We start from the raw sequence: 21,507 nt of genomic DNA, 5'->3' as shown, positions 1-21,507 counted from the left end.
ATTTATCCAACCTTAAAACTCAAATTTTTGGGCTGTACTTTACCCGCCATTTACCCGTCAATTCAATGTTTATCGTATTTTGCAAGTGTTTTAGGTTGTTATATAACAAGATATGTGACAGTTAAACTGTAAACCTCCCAGCTGTTGAAAATTGACTACATCAGTCTTGGCTGTGCGCAAATGATTGAAATGCAATGATATTTAGATGAAATAATTCTAACATATTAATTTCAACTGTTAATAATTTTAGGGCTTCCAATAAATTTATCTGCTAATTGACCACTCGTCTTATGCCCCTCATCAACTTGCCTCGGGTCGGGCAAAATAGTTTGGAATTCCACTTTTTCGGCATTTAAGCTGAAATACTCCATTTCTTCAGTAACCTTTCCCGTAATCTTGTAAATACCTTTGGCGATAATCGGATATTTTTCGGAGACGTTCGGAAAATGTACGGTGTCGAAAACGTCCCCGTGTTTATCTAGAAAAGTACCAAAATGCATCAAGCGTTTATCGTTCGTCGCAGTACCTTTGGCCGTGACCAAATCGCCATAAATTACAATCCGCTTTTTATTATGAGACGGAAGGTCTTTAGCCAAGCAATCGCTCGACATCTGTTCGGCAAGTAAGTCGAATCGGGACACCAGCGGATACCCTAGCAGTTCCATTTGGTCATAGGCATCGATCAGCGCATTGGTCTTAAATTGGGGAAGGGCGTACGACTTTTGTTGGGTCCTGAATAAAACCGGGGCGTGGTAATCTTGTTTTGTGGCCTTGAGTTTAAACTGCGCCTGCCACGCAATCTGGTGTTTGTCCAAGCCCGTAAAACGAAAGGCATCCAATCGCACTAAAAGCATCAACTGTTCTAGGCTGATCTTGACCCGGTCCACAAAATCGTCCAAAGATTTGAACAATCCGCTGGTTTGCCTAACGGATAACAATCGCTGCACGGTTCGGTCTTCCAATGATTTTATCATTCCAAAACCCAAATACACCGTTTTTCCTTTAATGCAATTTGGATGGTCGCTGTTGTTAATACAGGGCGGTTCCACAATGCCCCCGCAATTTTTGATTTCGTTGATATAGGTCTGTACATTATAAAAACCGCCCCCATTGTTTAACACAGCGGTCATAAATTCCAGCGGAAAATATCTTTTTAAATACAGACTTTGATAACTTTCTACCGCATACGAGGCGCTATGGCCTTTCGCAAAGGCATATCCGGCAAAAGCCTTGACCTGCCCCCAAATTTCTTCGATGAGTTGATCGCTATATCCTTTTTTGACACAATTATCCTTGAATTTCTGCTCGATGCGTTCAAACTGACCCTTCGAGCTGACCTTGCCCCGCATACCCCTTCTCAAAATATCAGCCTCGGCGAGCGAGAGTCCGGCAAATTTATGGGCGACTTTCAGTACATCTTCCTGATAGACCATGACGCCATACGTATCGTGCAGTATTTCCATCATCACAGGATGTGCCTGCTTGCAGCGTTCGGGATTTCGGTGCCGCAATATGAATTCGTTTTTCATGCCCCCATTGGAGACACCCGGTCGAATGATGGAACTTGCGGCCACAAGATTCAGGTAATCCTGGGTACGGAGTTTAGTCATCAACACCCGCATGGCCGGACTCTCCACATAGAACACCCCAATACAATCGCCCGTTTTTAAGAGGTTATTGATATTCGGGTCACGGGTAAACTGTTTGTAGTTCTCAACATCCTTGATTTCAGCATTCGGCTGATTTTCTTTGATGATTTCAATGGCATGCTTGATTTTCGGAAGTCCCGTTTGACTGAGGATATCAAATTTGTGTATGCCCACGCTTTCTGCGATGTTCATATCGAACTGTACGGTCTGATAACCCTTCGGTGGCATAAAGGTCGCCGTATAATAGGATATGGGTTTTTTGGTAATCAAAATTCCCCCGGCATGTACGCTCAAATGATTTGGAAAGCCGTGGATTAATTTGCCGTATTTAGTAATCAGTTTTAAATATTCGTCCGTATCGGGATTTGGGTTCTTCAGTCTACGCCCGATTAAAAACGCATCGATTTCTTCCTTGGGCAACCCAAACACCTTACCAAGCTCACGCACAACCGCTCGATATTGAAAAGTGACATACGTGCCCATTAAAGCAGTATTGGGAAAACGTTCAAAAATATAGCGCGTTATATCCTCTCGGTCGTTCCAACCAAAGTCGATATCGAAATCAGGGGGACTGCTCCGATACACATTGATAAACCGTTCAAAATAAAGGTCAAGCTCGATGGGATCCACATTGGTAATGCCCAAAATATAGGCGACCAGCGAATTGGCGCCACTACCCCGACCGATGTAGGGGTAATTTTTGGATTTGGCATAGCGGATGATGTCATAGTTGATCAGAAAATAGGAAACGAAATCCATACTGCGGATGGCTTCCAGTTCTTTATCCAAACGAGCGTACAGTTCTTTGGTGGGGCGCGGAAAGCGTTCTCGCACCTTCCGCAAACACTCCTTTTTCAGAAATTGGAAATCTGCTTTGCGGTCCTCCAAATAAACGGCTTGATTCTGGTTTTCATTCTCATAGTCGAACTTAAAATCGACCTTGCACTTCGATAGGATGCGTTCGGTATTCTCCCATAAGGAGGGAAAATCTTTATAAGCCGTTCTTAAATCGGTAATGGGAATCATTCGGTGCGATATCGAACCCTGTTCGGTGGTGGGCAATTTACTTAACAGTGTGTTCAAATCAATAGTGCGTAACAGCCGATGGGCATTGAAATCGGACTGGTTCCGAAAACTTACGGGTTGTTGAATTACCAATTTTTTCGTCTCGTGCCGATAGTTTGAAAAGGGGAGTTTTCTCAAGTCGGAGAGCGAAATACCGATAAATTCATGAACTTGCAATTGTACGGTCTTTCGTTCCAGAATTTTTTGGAACGGATAAACTACATAGGTATCCCGCAATTCAGGGGCCTCAATAGGAAAAGCTTTTTTTTCATGCAAATGTTTGGACAAATACGTATTGATTTCCTGAAAACCCATGTTGGTTTTGGCCAAGATAACGTAAAGCTGTTCTACCCCGTTTCTAAAATCTACCCCAACCGCAGGATGCAGGTCGTAATTTTTTGCCTCCTTTAAAAAATTGAGACAAGCGGTGGTGGAGTTGATATCGGTTACGGCCAAATAATACACACCATGGGTCTTGGCCATTTTCAGAAGTTCGATTTCCGAAAAAGTGCCATAACGTAAAGAATAGTAGGTGTGACAGTTCAAGTACATTATTGTCGTCTATGGGCCAAAACAATCGGCGGTTCGCCGTTGAACGGATTCCGGTTACTACGAATGGATTTTGTATCAATCGTTGCCGCCCGCATCACGGCAGCGGGCCCATAACGTTGCCGCATACGGTCCATCGAGGCATAAAGGTTCAATACGGCTTCGTCATCCTCGAACATATCGATTTGATGGCTGCCCTGTACCAAATGGGAAACCTTTACCCCAAGCAATCGCACCAACATTCTTCGATTGTAGAGCGATTTGAAAAGCTCCATGACGGTGGCGATGATTTTATGGTCAGAATTTGTATAGGGTATTCGCTTCTGCTTCGTATAGGTCTTAAAATCGGAATATTTGATACGCAAGGTTACACAGGCCGTCAGTCGATTGTCCATACGCAATTGGTAGGCCATTTTTTCGCCCATGGCAATCAGCGATTCCTTCATGGTTTGCATGTCGATGGTATCTCTTTCATAAGTGCGCTCCGTAGAAGTCGATTTTCGTTCGTTGTAGGGCACCACGGGAACATGGTCGATACCCTGCGCGCGTCTCCAAATCGTTTCGCCGTTTTTCCCCATGACCCGAACGAGCACTTCGGCCGGCATTTCCTGAAGGGTTCGAATCTTGAATATGCCCAAACTTTTTAAGGTTTGCGCGGAGGCCTTGCCCACCATGGGAATTTTTCGAATGGACAACGGGGCTAAAAACGGTTTTTCGAGACCTGCGTCAATTTGAAGTTCGTTATTGGGTTTTGCTTCGCCGGTAGCGACTTTTGAAACGATTTTATTTTGGGAAAGTCCGAAACTAATCGGGAGTCCCGTATTTTCGATAATTTTGTGACGTAATTCGCGGGCGAACTTATAGTTACCGAAAAAGCGATCCATTCCTGTCAAGTCCACGTAAAATTCATCGATGCTTGATTTTTCGAATAGTGGCACCTCGTTACTGATGATTTCGGTAACCAAATGGGAATATTTACTATACACCCCGGAATCCCCACGAATGCAGACCGCTTCGGGACAAAGTTGACGTGCCATTTTCATCGACATGCCCGAACGGATACCATACGGTCGCGTTTCGTAACTACAGGCCGCCACTACGCCCCGGTCGCTCAGCCCACCGACCAACAACGGTTTTTTCTGTAAACGGCTGTCCAGCAACCGTTCACAGGAAACGAAGAAGGTATCCAAATCAAAATGTAGAATCGAGTTTTGCATAAAATGGAAAATATCCAAATATATGGATTTTTTCCATTTTTATCATTAAAGAATTATATTAGTAAGCGAAAAATTACGGGGGTTAATCCAACTATTTGAAACCGAATTGGGTATGAATAAGGCGAATGATTAGCCTTACTGCTCCAACTCAGCAATTAAATTATCTATTTCAAATTTAGTATCCTGAATAAGCGACAACATAAATCCCGCATCATCGGCATCGATTTCTTCGGCAGTGATAAAAAAATAGCACCAGACCATAACAACCTTATCAAAATCCACCAGTACTTTCAGGATTGAACGTTTCGAATTAGACAACGGTAGTCCATCGGAATTGATCCATGGGCTTTCATAAGGCTCAAAATTTTCGGCATTGCTGATGGTCATTCTCGATAAGGCCATAAATTTATCCTCTACCCTCTCCAATAATACCTTTTTGTTAGTCAAAATTCGTAATGTTGTGGTCTCCCCAAGATGCGCATCCAAGGGTTTGCGGTGCTTGTCCAAAATATCCAAATAGGTGTGCAATTGTTCCCGCAAGACGAACACACCGTATAGGAAATCCGATTTTTGTTTTCTCTTGTTCATAACAGATTAAAGTTACTTATGCCTCTATCATTTCCTTATTGCAAAAAGCTTAGAAAATAGTGCAATGCGAAAAAGGAATCCGGATTAACGACCACAGAAGGGTTTGGGTCAATAATGCGCTTTATGCAGCCAATGGCTTTAGGGGGAGAAAACTAATTTCAATGGACAGTTTGAAATCCCGAAATATCAAGAAAAGTAAAACTCCAAAATTGATTCCCATGGCACAAAAGAAAACTTCAAAGTCCACCGAAAAAGAGAAGCAGTTAAAAAATTATACGATAGATTGTCAGGATAAACCCATGACTACAAGACAGGGGCTGAAGGTCAACGATACCAACAACTCCCTAACAGCAGGGGAACGGGGAGCGACCTTACTTGAAGACTTTCTACTCCGTGAAAAAATTCACAACTTCGACCATGAACGTATTCCAGAACGGATCGTACATGCGCGCGGAAGTGGTGCCCACGGGTATTTCGAGCTATATGAGAGTATCGATCAGTACTCCAAAGCAGGAATCTTTACGGATACCTCCCGAAAAACACCTGTATTTGTCCGGTTCTCCACGGTGGCCGGTTCCAAAGGTTCTACAGATTTGGCCAGGGACGTGCGTGGCTTTGCCGTGAAATTTTACACTGAGGAAGGTACCTGGGATTTGGTCGGAAACAATATGCCGATTTTCTTTATTCAAGATGCCATGAAATTCCCGGATTTGATACATTCGGTCAAACCAGAACCGAACAAGGAAATTCCGCAAGCGGCCTCGGCGCACGATACCTTCTATGATTTTGTATCATTAACCACCGAGACGATGCACAACCAAATTTGGCTAATGAGCGATCGAGCCATACCTCGAAGTTATCGGATGATGGAAGGGTTTGGCATCCATACCTTCCGACTGATCAACAAAAAAGGGGAAGCGCACTTCGTCAAATTCCATTGGAAACCAAAATTGGGTGTTCATTCCGTAACTTGGGACGAGGCCGTAAAGATCAGTGGTGCGGATTCCGATTTCCATAGAAGGGATTTGTGGGATGCCATCGAAGCTGGACAATTTCCGGAATGGGAATTGGGCATACAGGTCGTTCCCGAAGAAGATGAGCATAAATTCGAGTTTGACCTTTTGGATCCCACAAAATTGATTCCCGAAGAAATGGTACCCGTACAGCGTATCGGTCGAATGGTGCTCAATCGAAATCCCGAAAACTTCTTTGCGGAAACGGAGCAAGTAGCCTTTTTGCCCGGTAATATCGTACCGGGTATCGACTTTACGAACGATCCACTCTTGCAAGGCCGTTTGTTTTCCTATCGTGATACACAATTGTCCCGATTGGGCAGCCATAATTTTCATCAGCTACCAATAAACAGACCGGTATCCGATGTGCATAACAACCAGCGTGACGGCCACATGCAAATGGAGATTCCGAAAGGGCAAACCGCTTATTTCCCGAATACCTTGGGCGGTGGCTGCCCCTATCTTTCCAAAGTAGCGGAAGGTGGTTTTGAATCGTACCAAGAGCGAATCGATGCGAAGAAAATCCGAACCCGAAGCGAAAGTTTCAGTGACCACTTTTCGCAACCTGCGTTATTCTATAGAAGTCTGGCCGACTGGGAAAAAGCTCATGTCGTCGATGCCTACTCCTTTGAATTAGGCAAATGCAACCACGACCATATCAAGGAACGTATGTTGTGGATTATTTCCCAAATCGATACCGACTTAGCCAAAAATGTGGCCGAAAATTTAGGTATGAAAGTGCCGAAAAGCATTGATAAACCTATCAATCAGGCCATCGGTGCCGATGCCAAGGTTAAGGAACATCAGCCCGGCAAGAAAAAAAACTACCTTGACAAAGCTCCCACATTGAGCCAAGCGAATACCATTTTCGATTCCATCGCAACCCGGCAAATCGCTTTTTTGGTCGCCGATGGTTTTAACATGAAGGATTTTGACAATATGAAAAAGGCTTTGGAAAAACAAAATGCCATGGTCAAACTCGTTGCACCGCATGGTGGTACCATTACCTGTGATTCCGAAATGGAGCATAAGGTCGATGCATCAATTATGACTACGGAAAGCGTATTATTCGATGCCGTGTATATTCCCGGAGGAAAAAAGTCCGTTAAAGCGCTCTTGGAAAAAGCTAAATTTCTCAAGTTTGTCGAGGAAGCCTATAAACATTGTAAGGCCATTGCCGTCGATAATGAAGGGGCACGTTTACTGGAAGAAAGTGCCATCAACGATATGGAAAATGATGAAGCCATCTTTATCAATGGCAAAGCCAAGGATTTTATCTCGGCCATTGCGAAGCATCGCAATTGGAAGCGGATGGCTAAGGCTGAGAAAATTGCCGTTTAACCTGAAAAACTCAACTATGGAAAATGATTTTGCTAAACATGAAACCGATTATATCAAGCAATATGAAAAAGTGGGATATTCCGATTCGTATCAATTTGTGGATGGAAATCTGCGCAGCCTAAAGACGGAAAAAGTATATAGCCCTACCGACATCACAATCGTAAAGGAACACCGCTATGAGGGAATGAGCAATCCCGATGATATGTCGATTCTGTATGTCATTCAAACTTCGGATGATGGCAAAGGCACGTTGTTGGTAGGTTATGGGCCTAGCGCGAATACAGATTTGTTCGAATTTATAAGTAAAATACCGGAGGAAAATATAAAAGACGAAAACATCCTTCCACCGGATGCCGAAAAATGAGCAAAAACGTCGAGGAACAAATTAAAGATTTGCATTTACAATTTGCCGAGGAAAGGGGTTTGGATAAAACCTACTGCCCTTCGGAAGTGGCTCGAAAATTTGCTCCGGATATTTGGCGCGATAAAATGGATTTAGTTCGAGAGGTGGCCGACAACCTTGTGACATCCGGACAATTAATTGCACTTCAAAAGGGCGTGAAAATCGTTAAAAAACCATCGGAGGCAAGAGGCCCGATTCGACTTCAAAAAAAAAGATCAAAAAGCAATTGAATTTTTCAATAGCAATTCCAAAATAAGATTACCCAAAGGCCTCAACAAAATTTTTCTTCTGCTTTAAATAATCCGCATTGCTTTTAGCCAACTCCAATTTGGTTTTGAAAATAGCCGCTGCCTCGGCCTTTACAACATCTTCCTTCTGACGCTCCAACTGTTTTCGACCATGTGAGCCACTTTGCCCTTTTTTATCCTTGGGTACGGGACCATCATATTTCTTCCCTCCTTTGTAGTTGGCATAGCGCCGAGCGCGGGTAAAGCCCATTTGCAAATACTTTCGTGCCATATCCGCACCGACAAAATCATTATCTCTTAAATAGTCAAGAAACAATTCATAAATTTTTGTGGCGGACTTCGAAGCAATTTCGGGATTCTTAAATCGCCAATAGGGCAGAATTTCCGATTTATAGGGTTCGACAAGAAGCACCCCTTGCTCGCCCTTCCCAATGGCATACAGTTCTGGGCGTTCGCGCAGATTCAAATTTTTGTAGTCAAGACTATAATCGAATTTCTTCATTTCTTAGATGGCTGTTTTTGAGGCTGCTATGTTAAAGTGAAATTTGGAAACTAAATATTTCCCAAAAAAAATAACCCCTAACTATTTTTAGAGGTTATTTTCTGTGAGTGACCTATTCAAAATTTTACCAATTTTCGATTTCCCGTTCCAGTTCCTCTCGACGCTTCCCGGTCTTTTCTTGAAGTCGACCCATCATTTCGTCAAATTTACCTTCGGAATAGGTTACATCATCGTCGGTCAAATTGCCGTATTTCTGTTTAAATTCGCCTTTGACCTGTTTCCACTTACCTTCTAATTGATCGCTGTTCATAATTTCTGATTTTAAGGGTTAAAATGTTTTCAATTTCTCTTTTCGCTTTCGCAATTGCCGCTCCAAATCGCTGACCGATTCGGAGATGGAACTTGCAAAATTTTCATGACTTGCCTCCGCGAACAATCTCGGGCCGGGCAGACTTAATCGAATATTGCAAATCTTTCCGGTCTCATCGGAAGTCGTGTTTTCTTCCTTGAAAAAAACATCCGCACGGATTATCATATCGAATTTCTTTTTTAAGTCCTCCAACTTCTCCTGTGCTAAATTTTCTAGACGGTCGCTTTGGGCAACGTCGTGGTACTCATATATGATTTGCATTCGCTTATTTTAAGTTGTACTCTCCCAAATTAACCCTTTGTTTTTTATTTATTTATCCCTAAACATCCTAATATTAATCCGATTGATAGGGGCCTCATGCGCTTGAAGTGCTATTAATCATCAAACCGTCTGTATTTCGCCATGATGAACATATAGGCACCATAACAAATTAGACCCAGTGCTACGAAACCCATTAACCACGGGCCTTCCGAATTTTGCCGTAAGAAGGAAAAAGCGTCCGAGGTACCTTTGATATCGCCTTGACTGGCCGTATCTGCGGCCCTAAAGAAGAAATAGGATACGATACCAATAACAATCGCTCTGGATACCATACCCGCATAGCCCAACCATTTAATCGTTTTTCTCGTATTGATATTGGAGAGACTATTCAAATGGAATTTTCTAAGAAAATCTCCCTTATATGCCTTGACGATTTGAAACACCGCCTTTATAGCAAGACCTATTGCCACCGCATAAAATACGTAGTCGAGATATTCCGAGGGAATCATCGAACTTCCACCCGATTTGCTACCACCGCTCGCTGGATTGAAAATATGGTAAATCGAATAAACACCTAATCCGAGATAGACGAGTCCGCTAAAGAAAAAACCGATACGTTTTACAACATCCTTAGCTTCCGTTCCAATATCTTCCGGGTCTTTGATACTTTGAAAGAACCGCCAAAATGCATAGCACAGTAAACCGAGGCCCAAAATTCCCAATAGAATATTTCCGAAGGGTTGACCCTGTAAAAATTTCAGTACGCCCAATTTCCCTTCTGAAGAACGTCCTAGTCCTATTGCGGCCCCAAAGGCCAATATTCCCGTAAGTGCATAGACCGTACCTTTTGAGGCATAACCCGTCCTTGCAATGTGTTTGATTTTTTCATCCATCTTTTAAAGTTTGGAACATAAAGTAATCCGTTATGAAGAATTTGATTAACCGGATAACCCGAAATTGTGAACCAATTGTCATAATGTTTTATTTCAATCGCGTCATCATGTTTTATTTCAATCGCGTCGTCAGTGCCTTAACAATCCTATTTTCAGGGATAAATTCCCTCAAAATAACTTTAAGCACCGTATAACCCGGTACGGCTACAATCATCCCCACAACCCCGAACAGCAGTCCGGCCATAATTATAATCAGAAATATTTCCAACGGATGCGATTTTACGCTGTTGGAGAAAATAAACGGCTGGGAAAAGAAATTATCGATTAATTGGCCTACGATGACGCCAATGGCGACGTAGGCCATTTTTGGTACTATTTCGATTCCAAAATCCAAGCCTAGATTACTGGTTACGGTAAAGACCATCATAAACACCGCACCGATAATGGGACCGACATAGGGAATGATATTGAACAGAGCACATAAAAATGCAATGGCCAAGGGGTGTTCGATACCTACCAAGGTCAGGGTAGCTGCGTAGATAATGAACAAAATTAGAATTTGAAGCAGCAAACCGATAAAGTATCGAGAAAGTAAGTTCTTGGTTACATCGATGGAATTCATGATACCTGGGCGATGCATCGATGGAAACATGCGAACTAAAGTACCCTGAATAATCTGAGTATCTTTTAGAAGAAAAAAAGTTATGAAAATTATGGAGAATAAACTGATGCTCATTGTACCGACGACCTGCATTACGGAATTAAATACCCGGGGAAGAAATCCGGTTTCCATTTCACGTTCTACGGTTTCCTCTAAATCGACCTCTTCGACGATTTCTTCAACAATTTCCTTGGATGCCCCCAAAGAATTCGTCAGTTCTTGAAAGAAAAGTTCAAGTTCGGCCTGCATATTCTTTAAATTGAGTAAGGCCAATTTTTCGCCCTGTTCGGTTACTAAGGGAACAAATAGCCAAACCAAGCCCACCAGCAACGTGAACAATAGAAGAATGGTAATTGAGACCGCCAGTATATTCGGACATTTTAACTTGGTTCGCAACCATAGCGTAACGGGTCTACCGATAAGTGCAAAAACGGCCGCGAGCAGTACATAAGCAATAACGGATTGAATCAAATACAGCACATAGAGCAAAAGAAAAGTTCCCGCAATTAACAGAAACGCCTTATAAATTCCCTTGGCGATCACGGTGGATTTCATTTGGCGGTTTCTTTTAACTTTTTCTTATTGATGGTATTAATCGACCGTTGCCATTTTTGATATATTTCCAAGGGTTTCGGATACGATTCAATATCCGATTCCCATGGAATTAATATGGCAATATTATCCAAATGCGCGAGTTCGGGAAGCCAATTACGAATATATTCTTGGGCGTTGTACTTGTTCGCCTGATGCACAGGATTCGTGTACCAAATCTCGAACGCCTGCATGTGCCAGTTCATCCAATTCACGCTTACGTCGTAATCGATCAGTTTCGATTCGAAATAGGCCGCGCCCCACCGCCAATCGACTTTATAATCGTGAATCAAAAAACTAGCGCAATTGACCCTACCCCTATTGCTCATATAACCTGTTTGGCTTAATTGCCGCATGTGGGCATCGATAAAAGGGATTCCGGTTTTTCCGGCGCACCAACGATCAAACAATATTTTTGAATTATCGAATTCGACTTTTTTACCTTTGAAACCATTCTTAGTATATAATTTAGGCCCGACCCTCATGTGCCGAAAAATGAAGAAATCACGCCAAACCAGTTCAAAGACAAACCACCATGTTCCGTAATTTTTCTTGGTTTTTTCCTCATACCTTTTGACCTCATGATAAACGTATCTGGGGGAAAGGCAACCAAGTGCGAGATAGGGCGAGAACTTTGAGCTGTAATCCATTCCCAGCGAACGGTTACGGGTCCACTTATAGGCCGTTAATTGCTCGGTTTCGAAAAAATAATGCTGGAGGCGTTCTAGGGCTTTCGTTTCCCCGCCTTTGACAAAGGGTTCGATTTCTTCCGATTTGTTGTTTTCTTGCACTACCGATTCCAAATCGGGTATTTCCCCATAATCCGCTATTTTTAAAAAATCGATTTCTTTTACGGCGGGAAAGCAAGCGCGAACCTCGGTTTCCTTAGTGGTCTTGATGCGATACGTTTTCGATATCAATGGAATTTCATCAATGGCATAAGGTATATCGTCTTTATGATAAAGTGTTCTACCCCAAAATGGATTTAACTGACAGAAATCTGGAAGTGCATTCTTTACGCCCTCCACCAGCTCCGACTCTTCCTCGGCGTATTCTTCCTCGGCGTAGATATCGGTAATTTTAAGTTCGTTAACCAGTTTCGTAATTTCTATGGCCGGATTACCGCTAACGACCAAAAGATTTCCGCCCATTCTTTGCAAGCGGCTTCTTAAATCGGCCAAGCATTGTAAAAGAAATTGATGTCGGACTTTATCCGATTTTCTGAAACCCAAATCCAGCTGACGATAATTTTTTGGATCAATACAATAGCAGAGCAGCAATTTCTTTCCTAATTCCACTGCCCGGTATAGGGCCTCGTTGTCATGCAATCGCAAATCGTTCTTAAACCAATATAGTATCGCCATTTGGGTATAAATTAAAACGGATAGTTGCAATGACAACTATCCGAATTATCTTGTTTGAAATTTTAAATTATTGGGTGGCAACCTGCCTAGTTGGGTTCGAAACACCGTCCTCAATAGCTATACTGACACACTCGGCGCTGTCATCAATTCCATCTACAGATATTTCATCCTGAAAATGGGCATCTGCCAAAATAAAGGCCAAGTTAACTATGAAAAGAAGTAATGATTTTTTCATAAAGATTCAGGATTTCGTTCTACACTATTTTCTTGTTGCCAGTCAGCAATGAGATTACCACTAAGGCAAGAAAAATGAAGAACAAAACTTTGGCTATCCCTGCCGCTCCGGCGGCGATCCCACCAAAACCAAAAACTGCTGCAATGATTGCCAATACAACGAATACTACTGTCCACTTTAACATACTATATATTTTTAGATTACTATATAATTCTTGATATCGACCATTTAACCAGTCAATTATCGATACCCAAATATGTAATTTATTTTAATCAAAGCTTTGCTGTAAAAATTGAATTGCTAACTCTAAACCGCTGATTAGACGCCATAACCGCCTCAAACCAAAGAGCATCGACCATAAGTTCTTAAGTGTAAATTCGCCTCATTTTTTAAAATTGCAGCAAGGCTATTACATTTTTCCTTCCGGATATTAGCTTTTGCATTTTACTAAAAACTTTAAATTTGCCGGAAACTCGAAATTCTATGCTTTACACACTTACTTACGAATCCATCGCCATGGATGAAATGGCGACCGAGGATATAGACGCGCTTTTGGAGCAGGCCCGTTCAAACAATCAGCGCGATGATATCACGGGTTGCCCTATCTATTATATGGGTGGGTTTATACAGATTTTGGAAGGAGAAAAGGATACGATTCACGCGCTATACGAAAAAATCAAGGCGGACAATCGTCATAAGGAGGTTCACATGTTCTCGGAAGATGATATCGATAGGCGAACCTTTCCGAATTGGGGAATGGCCTACTACCCTATCGACGCGAAGACTACGAGCAAAAGCGAATTCGAGCAATTCAAAAGAAATCTATTACTATTAGCGGATTTGACCGAACCTACCCGCTTGACCGCCAAATTATTTTGGGACCGTACAAAATTTTTGATTTCCAATCCGCCTGCGGATTTATAACTTATCAGAATTTGAGATTGCACCCCTGATAAATTCTTATCTGTGCATTCCTATTTTTTAGAGAGCCAGCCAGCGGGTAAAAAGCCTTCAAATTGGTTTAGAATCAATTTTTCCCTTTTTGAAGATAACTGGTATTGCTTCCCTTTCGCATTTTGGATAAAAAAACAAGATGCGAATTACCGTTATCATATTATCGACAATTTTCCTTTGCCATTCTATATGTGCTCAAGTTGTAGATTCTCCATACGAGATGTCTTGGAAAAAAGACACGCCTTGGATTGTAGGTTCATTGAGCGGTACTGCGTTAGGTCTCTATATCAAATCCAACAAGAAAAATATTACTAATGACCGTCTCAACTCAATAAAATCTGAAGATATTATCGGTATTGATGGATGGGCTGCCGGCAATTATTCCGAAAAAGCGAATAACGTAAGCGATATCCCTTTTTATGGCTCGTTCGCACTGCCCTTTGGCTTGCTTTTGGATAAGAATGCGAATAAACATGCTGTTCAAATCTTAGGTTTATACTTGGAAAGTCTGGCAACAACTTCGGCCTTTTTTACCATTACCGCAGGGCTTGTCAATCGGAGCAGACCCTTAGTTTATAATTCGGACGCCCCGCTAAACGAGCGGTTGGAGGCAAATGGGCAAAACTCCTTTTATTCGGGCCATGTGGCCGCGACTGCTACGGCAGCTTTTTTCGCCGCGAAAGTGTTTAGCGATTTTAACCCGGACTCTAAGTTGAAGCCTTTTGTCTGGACGGTTTCGGCAGTAATTCCTGTCTTGGCCGGATATTATCGAATTGAAGCGCGTAAGCACTTTTTGACCGATGTGGTTCTTGGGTATATTCTAGGGGCGGCTACCGGCATTTTAGTTCCGGAATTTCACAAAAGGAAAGAGAACAAGGTAAAGGTGTTTCCTTCTGCGGGTCGTTTGCCACTTGGTCAAGAATTCAACGCCATCACACTGCGTCTGAGTTTCTGAAAATGAACTTTTACCAAAATGAATCGGAGTACATTATCTACGTATTGCGCTAATCGTCTACCATTAATCTGAATACATTTAACCCCGGAGAAAATAATATTGAGTAGATACAAATATTGTTTCAATCTAATGAACTTTATAAATAGTATCGGATGGGCGTATTCGCAAGAGATAAAAATCAACTTAGCTATATTTATAACTCCAATTCAAACCTTGGAGAAAAAGTATTGGGCTATGTAAAGGGAATGGAATTCCAAATCGATACTATAGACATTTCCAAGGACAATTTAGGAGATACCGCCTGGACGGAAATTTCGGAGCTTCTTGGTATGGGATTCGATGAAATTTTAGCCACGGATCATCCTGAAGTTCCTGAAAAATTTCAAGGCGGTAGTTTTGATACAAAAGGATGGTTGAAAATTTTAAACCAAAACCCGATCATGTTGCAAAATCCTATTGCCATTAATGGAGATAGGGCCAAACAAATCGAGTCTCGCGATGATATCTTAAAATTCTACGGAGTAGATTCGGCTGGGCTGGAACAAAGTCCGGATGAAGGTCGGCCTGATACCAAATCCAATACCGAAAACGAAACCTTCATACCGGATAGGGATTAATAAACAAAAAAAGAATTGATAATGGAAAGGGATTTAGGCAAGGACAATATGAAAGCGAGCGAAAGTTCGCCAGTGCCCACGAAGCAAGTCGATGATGGCAGCGTTCGAAACCAGACAACGAATGTTCCGAAAAACCGGTTCCCATGGGTAACCATAGCGGTGGTCTTGGCATTTATTATACTTATCGCGGTCGTAATCTCATTTCTTGAGGTGGGTTCTAACTAAACGGAAGAATCGAACAGAAGTAGCGATTATGTTTTCGGATCACGTCTGAATACTTCGATAATATTGAAAAGAAAAATGCAAAAGAATACCCAGATCAACCCTGCAATAAATCCACCCACCACGTCCGAAGGAAAATGTACGCCGAGATAAATTCGACTGATTCCAATACTCAGAATCAGGATTATTAAAAATAGTACTGCAAGCCCTTTTAAAATCTTATTCATTCTAAAAGTATAGAAAAGATAAATCAAGAATCCGTAGAAGGCCATCGCGCTCATGGCATGCCCGCTCGGATAACTCAAGGTTTCTACTGAAACAAGATGCTCTATTCCCGGTCGCGCCCTATCGATGGCCCGCTTCAACATCATATTGGAAACCGAAGCCAAGAAAAGCACCAATACCACTTGACCGACATACCTCCAGCGTTTGAAAACAACGGTCGATACCAATATGGTCAGTGCCAGAACCACTAGATACCCATAAACATCCCCTACATGGGTTACGAACAGAAAATAATCGGTAAGCTTCGGATTTCGCCGTGAAATAAAGAAATCGGTTATTTGTTCGTCATACTTCGCCAAGGTTTCTGTATGTAACGTATCCGTAAGCTCGACGAATAGATTAATGCCACCGATAACGACCACCAGAGCTACGACTATAAGAATTAGATAAGGCCATTTCTCATCATATTTTTTAAACTGAACAGATAGATAATTTCTTATGCCACCAATAAAAATTTTGAGTTTTTGTTTCATTTTATATCTCATTTTGACTGCAAACTTTTAAAATCTTTCATCTAAAGCTTTAAAAGTAGCCTGGTCTAAATCAACTTCATTTAGAATTCCAACTATTGTCCCTCCTTGGAATCGTATGCCGATTTAAAATCCGTTCTTTTTCCTTTTTAGCCAAAGGTTCCTTTCGATGGCCGTAGAGTTTTGAGAGCGCAATTTTTCTAGCTTCTGCCATATCGACAATTGGAAGAAAATAATCCCGCTCCAAATCAAACTCATATAATTCACTTTCCATGGCAGTGAGCGTCCACGGCTCGATGGCCAAATTGGGCGGTAGATTTCTCAATTCCGGAACATAACGTTTTATGAAAATAGCTTCAGGGTCATGATCTTTCGCATTTTTTGTGGGATTGTAAATGCGAACCGTATTATAACCCGTTAAACCGGATTGCATCTGTAGTTGGGGATAATGGATGCCCGGTTCGAAATCCAAAAAATTGCGGGCCAACCACGGGCCGATTTCCGCAAAATGCTGAAAAAGCAAGTGGGAGAAAAAAGAGCTTATCATCGTTCGCATACGAAAATTGACATAGCCCGTTGCCATCAGACATCGTATGCTGGCATCGACCAGGGGAAAACCGGTTTGCCCTTTTTTCCACGCTTTGATATATTTTTCGTTGTGTTCGTAACCAATATTCAGAAAACCCTTGTTATGCGCCTCAAATTCCATACGGGGTTCCATCTCGAATTTTTGTATGAAGTGGCTTTGCCAGCGCAAGCGAGACATAAATGAGGATAGATTTCGTTTGTCCTTGATTTCCTTTTTGCGCTGAACGGTTTGCTGATAAATCTGTCGGATAGAAATATTTCCCCAGGCGATATAGGGGCTGAGCCTACTACAATGTAATCTAGATCCGACCGGTTTTGATATGTGCCGATTATACCCCTCGTGGCGACTTTCCAAAAAGGTGTCCAACCAAAATTTTGCCTGTACATGACCGCCTTTTTGAACCTCGATTTTGGGTTTGGTCGAAGTACCGAATGCCTTAAAATTTGTTTCGAATTGCTCGATTTGGGTCAAGGATAAAAAATTAGTGTTGTGAAGATTGATGGGTTTGATTTTTCTTCGCATAAACTTGCCCCAATCGGCAGACCAAGTGCTTCGGTCTTTAAGCCCCCTGATTACTCCGTTATTTTGAAATTCTTCCCATTCGATTCCGTTGGTCTTGCACCACTGCCCTACTCGTATATCGCGTTGAAAGGTAAGATTGAGTCCCGTTTCTTGGGAACTCCACAATTTTATTTGCCCGAATTTTGCTTTGCACCAGTCTAAAAAAGGAATAACCTCAGCCTGAATTGATAGAACTTTGGTCTCAAAGGTTTGAAGTGAGGCGTTCATTTCCACAAGTGATTGCTTAATAAAATCTAAATGGAAATCGCTGTAATGAGCATCCGAATATATCGATTCCTCATAACAAAAAACCAGCAACACGTGATCTTCATCCTCACTAGCTTGATATAAGGCCTCATGGTCTTCCAATCGGAAATCCCTTTTCAACCAAACAATGTTTAACGCATTTTTTGATTCTTTCATTGGCTAGGTTTGGAAAATCTCCATTTTTTCAGATGCAAAGGAGCTGACATCAGTTGTTGCGTAAATTCATTCTCGTCCTTAAATTTGATTTCCGCAATTATTCTAGTATCGATGAACAGCTCGAAATTATTCCTCTTAAAAACCCATGGTTCAACGTTCAAACTATCATCATTCTGCTGACTGATAAAGAATTGTTCATCCTCGATTGATTGGTTAATTTCCAATTTTCTACCCAATTCGGGCACCTCATTTTGGCATAAAACCAGGGATAGGCGGTCAGAGAATACCATAATCTGATATAACGATTTCATATCGGCCAATTCAACCTGATGTAGATTACTGGTTACGATTCGAAATTGTTTCATATCATCAAGAAATTCTTTAAACTCTTTGGATTCCTTAGCCGCATCCTCATATAAAAATTCGAGATGATACGACAAGAGCATCGCCGCCCAACTTGACTTCAAAAAAACCTTATCAAAAACTGCTCTGGCGTGAATCAAAGCCTTTTCTGGCGGCAAGGTATTTCTTAAAAAGTCCAATGGCATCCCGATTTTCGAAATGCTGTTCTTTTTTTCGGGGGATAACTGTTCATCGTCGTGCTCAACAATTGCGATAAGCGTTTCTAGCCAATTGATATATCTGAATTGGGGATGGATTTCTTGGGCAATCTTACCCGACAAAAGCCCATGGGCCGGATGGGTAATAACCTCTAATCCTTTTTCAATAAAATTAATTAGCATAGATGATAATTTTCGCTGCGATGGTCATCGCCTAATTTGCATAGCCATTGCATATTACGAGTTCGAATTTAGTCTTCCTGTTTCGCTTAGGTTAATTCAAAAAAAAATACGGTTAACGTGAAAACCACCTTCGACACTACTTTTACAATTAAAAATCCCCTTATGAAGTTTTTGTAATTTTGCCCTAGAAAACAACCGAATGAAAACCATACGAGTCAGTTCGCTTCCGTTAAAGGAAGTCGTCACAGATATTGCAAAAGCTTTAAATGTACCCTATCAAGAGAATTGCTCCATTTATGGACTTAGACTGCCCGAAACAGTAGGAGAAGGAACTATTAAAGGGATTGATTTTGAGGACGGACTAGGCCTTATCGAATACGATTGCACCTTTAATGACGACATGGTCTTTGAATTTTCGGTAAACGAAGTACACCCTTTGAAATTTCTATTTTGTTTGGAGGGTTCTTTTAAGCATAAGTTCGAAGACAATTCGAAATGGCATAAAATCGAGCAGTACAAAAATGCGATTGTAGCCAGCAGCAAATTTAACGGCCACGTATTACGGTTTAAAAAAAATGAGCGTACATCGTTACACAGTTTGGAAATTGCACGGGAAAGATTTCAAAAAAAGATGGATTGTGAATTGAAAAGCCTGAGCGAACCCTTAAAAGGACTTCTAACCGACATTGAAGCGGAAAAAATGTTCTTCTACGATGGGTATTATAGTCTGGAATTGGCAGACCTTTTTCGTGAATTGAATTCTTTCAAAAAAGAGGATTATTTGAAAAAACTGTTTTTAGAAGGTATGGCCTATAAAGTTTTGTCTCTCCAAATTCTTCAGTATCAAGATGACTTAAAAAAAGATGGCAAACGCTCATTGCTGCGGCAATCTGAACTCAAACAACTGCAAAAAGCCGTAGCTATTATCGAGGAAAGACTTTCTGAACTCCCCACTATTGATAAGATTGCATCAGAGGTCGGTCTTCATCCCAAGAAATTGCAAAAGGGATTTCAAGAACTGTTCGGGTCATCCGTCAATACCTTCATTCAGAACAAACGTATGGAAATGGCTAAAACCCTTTTGGTCAATACCAATTTGTCTTTAGCCGAAATTTCCAATGCTATCGGATATAAAAGTACAAGTTATCTTACTAAGGTTTTCAGTACAGCCTATGGAATAAATCCATCAAGTTTTAGGGCCAAGAATAATAGGGACCGCTAACTACTTTATGAAAAGTTCGAAATTCCTAAGATAGCTCCAAAACGTTCATTTAAATTTAAAATACATTCCATGTTTAAGAGCCGGCCAAAGGATTTTTCCTTACGGCCAACAAGTAATGGACTAATATTATTATGGATTAGGTCAACAAATCTGGTTCTCAATCGGCATTTTCAAAAATCCAAATTTCTTCAAAACGAAAACCGCCATGCCCGATAAGATACCGAATAAGCCCTTTACTGATCCTTTCACTAAAAAAATAGTTCAGTCTATTGGTATCGCAATTGTAACGATTTTATTGACCTTACTTTTTCTTAAAGGGTTCAGGGTCATACTACTCATTTTAGGGGGGATTCTAGTCGCCGCTTTTTTCTTGGGTATTGCCGACTTTATTCGTTCCAAAACACCTCTCAGTAGAAATTTATCATTATTAATATCGGTACTATTAATAGTCGGCCTTACTTCTGGCATCTCTTTTGCTTTGGCTCCAAGAATAAGCGAACAAACCTCTTCGTTACGTGAACAGTTGCCGCAAGCTGCAGACGAAACACTGAACAAACTGGAAAGTACGGAGGTCGGAAGCATGCTGATTAGCCAGTTCGAAAGCCTTGATATGAATCCAAAAAAAAGCGAAATCACGAATTTTTTTGGCTCCCTCTTCGAAGTGCTGAGTACCATCTACATCATTTTATTTTTAGGAATATTCTTTATGGTCGCCCCCGAAAAATACTTGAAAGGCATTGTAAGTTTATTTCCAAAAAGAAAAAGGGCGCGGACAAAGGAAATATTAATCACTATGGGTACTACATTGAAAAGTTGGCTGCTAGGAAAATTGTTGTCTATGCTAATCGTTGGAGTTCTGACAGGCATCGGCTTAAGTATTTTGGGGGTGCCTTTGGCACTGACCTTAGCATTATTTGCGGCATTAATTAGTTTTATACCGAATTTCGGTCCTCTGTTGGCATTGATACCTGCCTTTCTGCTGGCGTTCACGGTCGATTCGATGACAGCCTTATACGTTGTAATTCTATATTTTGGTATTCAGGCAATAGAAAGTAACGTCTTTACTCCGATGATTCAAAGGAAGATGATATCTTTTCCAATGGCAATGGTATTAATTGCGCAAGTGGTACTTGGATTATTTACGGGGATTCTTGGAGTAATTTTGGCCGTTCCATTGGTAGCGGTTATCATGGTTTTGGTCAAGATGGCCTATATCGAAGATGTTTTGGGAGATGATTCCGTTTCTGTTAAAGAAAACTAGCATGCTACCATGGAATAGCGGTCTAGGATCCGTTCCGATTATTTATGAGAATAAAAATGTATTCAAAAAAATGAACGAAGGAAAAAAGAGGTCGAGTGCTGTCAGCAACGAACTGACCGGGGGAATGCCAGCTTTCATTGTTGTGATTACACTTCGACCGTTTCCTTTCCAACGCAATTTAAACCCCGAAAAACTCCAGTTTGGTAAATCAATACACTAACCATTAAACACTAAAATGACCTGCCAAACTTGGAG

Annotated in this window: 23 protein-coding genes; 9 read left to right on the top strand and 14 right to left on the bottom strand. The window is 41.4% G+C overall.

Annotated elements, in window-relative coordinates; translation table 11 throughout:
• Nucleotides 1-230: 230 nt before the first annotated feature.
• The 3 genes from HYG79_RS14485 to HYG79_RS14475 all read right to left on the bottom strand — a co-directional run bounded on the left by HYG79_RS14485 (nt 231) and on the right by HYG79_RS14475 (nt 5,068).
• Complete coding sequence (locus HYG79_RS14485; RefSeq protein ID WP_179242781.1) at nt 231-3,266, bottom strand: DNA polymerase III subunit alpha; 3,036 nt, start codon at nt 3,264-3,266, stop codon at nt 231-233.
• Nucleotides 3,266-4,480 (bottom strand): DNA polymerase IV, encoded by a 1,215-nt coding sequence (gene dinB, locus HYG79_RS14480; RefSeq protein ID WP_179242780.1) that lies wholly within the window; start codon nt 4,478-4,480, stop codon nt 3,266-3,268. Before dinB ends, HYG79_RS14485 begins: the two co-directional genes overlap by 1 nt.
• Before the next feature lie 135 nt (nt 4,481-4,615).
• On the bottom strand, nt 4,616-5,068 hold the full coding sequence (locus HYG79_RS14475) for a hypothetical protein (protein ID WP_179242779.1): 453 nt from the start codon (nt 5,066-5,068) through the stop codon (nt 4,616-4,618).
• Between the two features lie 218 nt (nt 5,069-5,286).
• On the opposite strand from HYG79_RS14475, the gene HYG79_RS14470 reads away from it, so the two are divergent.
• Genes HYG79_RS14470 through HYG79_RS14460 form a run of 3 tightly spaced genes read left to right on the top strand, consistent with a single transcriptional unit; the run spans nt 5,287 to nt 8,055 of the window.
• Nucleotides 5,287-7,422 carry a catalase gene (locus HYG79_RS14470; RefSeq protein ID WP_179243575.1) on the top strand — a complete coding sequence of 712 codons (2,136 nt, stop codon included), beginning with the start codon at nt 5,287-5,289 and terminating at the stop codon, nt 7,420-7,422.
• Nucleotides 7,423-7,438: 16 nt separating this feature from the next.
• Complete coding sequence (locus tag HYG79_RS14465; RefSeq protein WP_179242778.1) at nt 7,439-7,786, top strand: hypothetical protein; 348 nt, start codon at nt 7,439-7,441, stop codon at nt 7,784-7,786.
• Nucleotides 7,783-8,055, top strand: coding sequence for a DUF3253 domain-containing protein (locus HYG79_RS14460; RefSeq protein ID WP_179242777.1), 273 nt, complete (start codon nt 7,783-7,785; stop codon nt 8,053-8,055). Before HYG79_RS14465 ends, HYG79_RS14460 begins: the two co-directional genes overlap by 4 nt.
• A gap of 28 nt (nt 8,056-8,083) precedes the next feature.
• On the opposite strand, the gene HYG79_RS14455 is transcribed toward HYG79_RS14460, so the two are convergent.
• From HYG79_RS14455 to HYG79_RS14420, 8 genes are all read right to left on the bottom strand, one after another.
• Nucleotides 8,084-8,575 carry a DUF4385 domain-containing protein gene (locus tag HYG79_RS14455; RefSeq protein ID WP_179242776.1) on the bottom strand — a complete coding sequence of 164 codons (492 nt, stop codon included), beginning with the start codon at nt 8,573-8,575 and terminating at the stop codon, nt 8,084-8,086.
• 124 nt (nt 8,576-8,699) lie between these two features.
• On the bottom strand, nt 8,700-8,885 hold the full coding sequence (locus tag HYG79_RS14450) for a CsbD family protein (protein ID WP_179242775.1): 186 nt from the start codon (nt 8,883-8,885) through the stop codon (nt 8,700-8,702).
• 18 nt (nt 8,886-8,903) lie between these two features.
• A complete protein-coding gene (gene hpf, locus HYG79_RS14445) occupies nt 8,904-9,206 on the bottom strand; it encodes a ribosome hibernation-promoting factor, HPF/YfiA family (protein WP_179242774.1) in 303 nt (100 codons plus the stop codon).
• 113 nt (nt 9,207-9,319) lie between these two features.
• A complete protein-coding gene (locus HYG79_RS14440; RefSeq protein WP_179242773.1) occupies nt 9,320-10,099 on the bottom strand; it encodes a DUF1206 domain-containing protein in 780 nt (259 codons plus the stop codon).
• A 112-nt stretch (nt 10,100-10,211) separates the two neighbouring features.
• Nucleotides 10,212-11,315, bottom strand: coding sequence for an AI-2E family transporter (locus HYG79_RS14435; protein WP_179242772.1), 1,104 nt, complete (start codon nt 11,313-11,315; stop codon nt 10,212-10,214).
• Nucleotides 11,312-12,715, bottom strand: a complete 1,404-nt coding sequence (locus HYG79_RS14430) for a DASH family cryptochrome (protein ID WP_179242771.1) — start codon at nt 12,713-12,715, stop codon at nt 11,312-11,314. The genes HYG79_RS14435 and HYG79_RS14430 overlap by 4 nt, the downstream gene beginning before the upstream one ends.
• A 67-nt stretch (nt 12,716-12,782) precedes the next feature.
• Nucleotides 12,783-12,950, bottom strand: a complete 168-nt coding sequence (locus HYG79_RS14425) for a hypothetical protein (RefSeq protein WP_179242770.1) — start codon at nt 12,948-12,950, stop codon at nt 12,783-12,785.
• A 19-nt stretch (nt 12,951-12,969) separates the two neighbouring features.
• A complete protein-coding gene (locus HYG79_RS14420; RefSeq protein WP_179242769.1) occupies nt 12,970-13,134 on the bottom strand; it encodes a DUF1328 domain-containing protein in 165 nt (54 codons plus the stop codon).
• A gap of 299 nt (nt 13,135-13,433) precedes the next feature.
• On the opposite strand from HYG79_RS14420, the gene HYG79_RS14415 reads away from it, so the two are divergent.
• The 4 genes from HYG79_RS14415 (at nt 13,434) to HYG79_RS14400 (ending at nt 15,701) form a co-directional block, all read left to right on the top strand.
• Nucleotides 13,434-13,874, top strand: a complete 441-nt coding sequence (locus HYG79_RS14415) for a BLUF domain-containing protein (RefSeq protein WP_179242768.1) — start codon at nt 13,434-13,436, stop codon at nt 13,872-13,874.
• Nucleotides 13,875-14,043: 169 nt separating this feature from the next.
• Nucleotides 14,044-14,859: a phosphatase PAP2 family protein gene (locus HYG79_RS14410; protein WP_179242767.1), complete on the top strand. Its 816-nt coding sequence runs from the start codon at nt 14,044-14,046 to the stop codon at nt 14,857-14,859.
• 152 nt (nt 14,860-15,011) lie between these two features.
• Nucleotides 15,012-15,476 (top strand): arsenate reductase family protein, encoded by a 465-nt coding sequence (locus tag HYG79_RS14405; RefSeq protein WP_179242766.1) that lies wholly within the window; start codon nt 15,012-15,014, stop codon nt 15,474-15,476.
• A gap of 21 nt (nt 15,477-15,497) precedes the next feature.
• Nucleotides 15,498-15,701 carry a hypothetical protein gene (locus tag HYG79_RS14400; protein WP_179242765.1) on the top strand — a complete coding sequence of 68 codons (204 nt, stop codon included), beginning with the start codon at nt 15,498-15,500 and terminating at the stop codon, nt 15,699-15,701.
• 26 nt (nt 15,702-15,727) lie between these two features.
• Here HYG79_RS14400 and HYG79_RS14395 read toward each other — a convergent pair whose 3' ends face one another.
• The 3 genes from HYG79_RS14395 to HYG79_RS14385 all read right to left on the bottom strand — a co-directional run bounded on the left by HYG79_RS14395 (nt 15,728) and on the right by HYG79_RS14385 (nt 18,769).
• Entirely contained in the window at nt 15,728-16,456 is a 729-nt protein-coding gene (locus HYG79_RS14395; protein WP_179242764.1) for a phosphatase PAP2 family protein, read from the bottom strand.
• Between the two features lie 76 nt (nt 16,457-16,532).
• The gene (locus HYG79_RS14390; protein ID WP_179242763.1) at nt 16,533-18,026 is read right to left on the bottom strand and encodes a cryptochrome/deoxyribodipyrimidine photo-lyase family protein; all 1,494 of its coding nucleotides are present in this window, start codon (nt 18,024-18,026) and stop codon (nt 16,533-16,535) included.
• Nucleotides 18,023-18,769: a DUF3891 family protein gene (locus HYG79_RS14385; RefSeq protein WP_179242762.1), complete on the bottom strand. Its 747-nt coding sequence runs from the start codon at nt 18,767-18,769 to the stop codon at nt 18,023-18,025. The genes HYG79_RS14390 and HYG79_RS14385 overlap by 4 nt, the downstream gene beginning before the upstream one ends.
• Nucleotides 18,770-18,968: 199 nt before the next feature.
• On the opposite strand from HYG79_RS14385, the gene HYG79_RS14380 reads away from it, so the two are divergent.
• Nucleotides 18,969-19,991, top strand: coding sequence for a helix-turn-helix domain-containing protein (locus tag HYG79_RS14380; RefSeq protein WP_179242761.1), 1,023 nt, complete (start codon nt 18,969-18,971; stop codon nt 19,989-19,991).
• A gap of 205 nt (nt 19,992-20,196) precedes the next feature.
• Nucleotides 20,197-21,252 (top strand): AI-2E family transporter, encoded by a 1,056-nt coding sequence (locus HYG79_RS14375; RefSeq protein WP_179242760.1) that lies wholly within the window; start codon nt 20,197-20,199, stop codon nt 21,250-21,252.
• Nucleotides 21,253-21,507: the final 255 nt, after the last annotated feature.

The sequence above is a fragment of the Costertonia aggregata genome, from assembly GCF_013402795.1.
Taxonomy (GTDB): Bacteria; Bacteroidota; Bacteroidia; order Flavobacteriales; family Flavobacteriaceae; genus Costertonia; species Costertonia aggregata.
Note: the sequence above shows the minus strand (reverse complement) of the source record. Positions and strands in the feature narration are given on the sequence as shown.

What these genes read in the sequence shown, in the direction of transcription:
- HYG79_RS14375 (WP_179242760.1), top strand. Translation starts at nt 20,197, where the DNA reads ATGCCCGATAAGATACCGAATAAGCCCTTTACTGATCCTTTCACTAAA.
- HYG79_RS14385 (WP_179242762.1), bottom strand. Translation starts at nt 18,769, where the DNA reads ATGCTAATTAATTTTATTGAAAAAGGATTAGAGGTTATTACCCATCCG.
- HYG79_RS14425 (WP_179242770.1), bottom strand. Translation starts at nt 12,950, where the DNA reads ATGAAAAAATCATTACTTCTTTTCATAGTTAACTTGGCCTTTATTTTG.
- HYG79_RS14450 (WP_179242775.1), bottom strand. Translation starts at nt 8,885, where the DNA reads ATGAACAGCGATCAATTAGAAGGTAAGTGGAAACAGGTCAAAGGCGAA.
- HYG79_RS14415 (WP_179242768.1), top strand. Translation starts at nt 13,434, where the DNA reads ATGCTTTACACACTTACTTACGAATCCATCGCCATGGATGAAATGGCG.
- HYG79_RS14435 (WP_179242772.1), bottom strand. Translation starts at nt 11,315, where the DNA reads ATGAAATCCACCGTGATCGCCAAGGGAATTTATAAGGCGTTTCTGTTA.
- HYG79_RS14405 (WP_179242766.1), top strand. Translation starts at nt 15,012, where the DNA reads ATGGGCGTATTCGCAAGAGATAAAAATCAACTTAGCTATATTTATAAC.
- HYG79_RS14460 (WP_179242777.1), top strand. Translation starts at nt 7,783, where the DNA reads ATGAGCAAAAACGTCGAGGAACAAATTAAAGATTTGCATTTACAATTT.
- dinB (WP_179242780.1), bottom strand. Translation starts at nt 4,480, where the DNA reads ATGCAAAACTCGATTCTACATTTTGATTTGGATACCTTCTTCGTTTCC.
- HYG79_RS14430 (WP_179242771.1), bottom strand. Translation starts at nt 12,715, where the DNA reads ATGGCGATACTATATTGGTTTAAGAACGATTTGCGATTGCATGACAAC.
- HYG79_RS14380 (WP_179242761.1), top strand. Translation starts at nt 18,969, where the DNA reads ATGAAAACCATACGAGTCAGTTCGCTTCCGTTAAAGGAAGTCGTCACA.
- HYG79_RS14440 (WP_179242773.1), bottom strand. Translation starts at nt 10,099, where the DNA reads ATGGATGAAAAAATCAAACACATTGCAAGGACGGGTTATGCCTCAAAA.
- HYG79_RS14465 (WP_179242778.1), top strand. Translation starts at nt 7,439, where the DNA reads ATGGAAAATGATTTTGCTAAACATGAAACCGATTATATCAAGCAATAT.
- hpf (WP_179242774.1), bottom strand. Translation starts at nt 9,206, where the DNA reads ATGCAAATCATATATGAGTACCACGACGTTGCCCAAAGCGACCGTCTA.
- HYG79_RS14390 (WP_179242763.1), bottom strand. Translation starts at nt 18,026, where the DNA reads ATGAAAGAATCAAAAAATGCGTTAAACATTGTTTGGTTGAAAAGGGAT.
- HYG79_RS14400 (WP_179242765.1), top strand. Translation starts at nt 15,498, where the DNA reads ATGGAAAGGGATTTAGGCAAGGACAATATGAAAGCGAGCGAAAGTTCG.
- HYG79_RS14455 (WP_179242776.1), bottom strand. Translation starts at nt 8,575, where the DNA reads ATGAAGAAATTCGATTATAGTCTTGACTACAAAAATTTGAATCTGCGC.
- HYG79_RS14485 (WP_179242781.1), bottom strand. Translation starts at nt 3,266, where the DNA reads ATGTACTTGAACTGTCACACCTACTATTCTTTACGTTATGGCACTTTT.
- HYG79_RS14395 (WP_179242764.1), bottom strand. Translation starts at nt 16,456, where the DNA reads ATGAAACAAAAACTCAAAATTTTTATTGGTGGCATAAGAAATTATCTA.
- HYG79_RS14420 (WP_179242769.1), bottom strand. Translation starts at nt 13,134, where the DNA reads ATGTTAAAGTGGACAGTAGTATTCGTTGTATTGGCAATCATTGCAGCA.
- HYG79_RS14470 (WP_179243575.1), top strand. Translation starts at nt 5,287, where the DNA reads ATGGCACAAAAGAAAACTTCAAAGTCCACCGAAAAAGAGAAGCAGTTA.
- HYG79_RS14475 (WP_179242779.1), bottom strand. Translation starts at nt 5,068, where the DNA reads ATGAACAAGAGAAAACAAAAATCGGATTTCCTATACGGTGTGTTCGTC.
- HYG79_RS14410 (WP_179242767.1), top strand. Translation starts at nt 14,044, where the DNA reads ATGCGAATTACCGTTATCATATTATCGACAATTTTCCTTTGCCATTCT.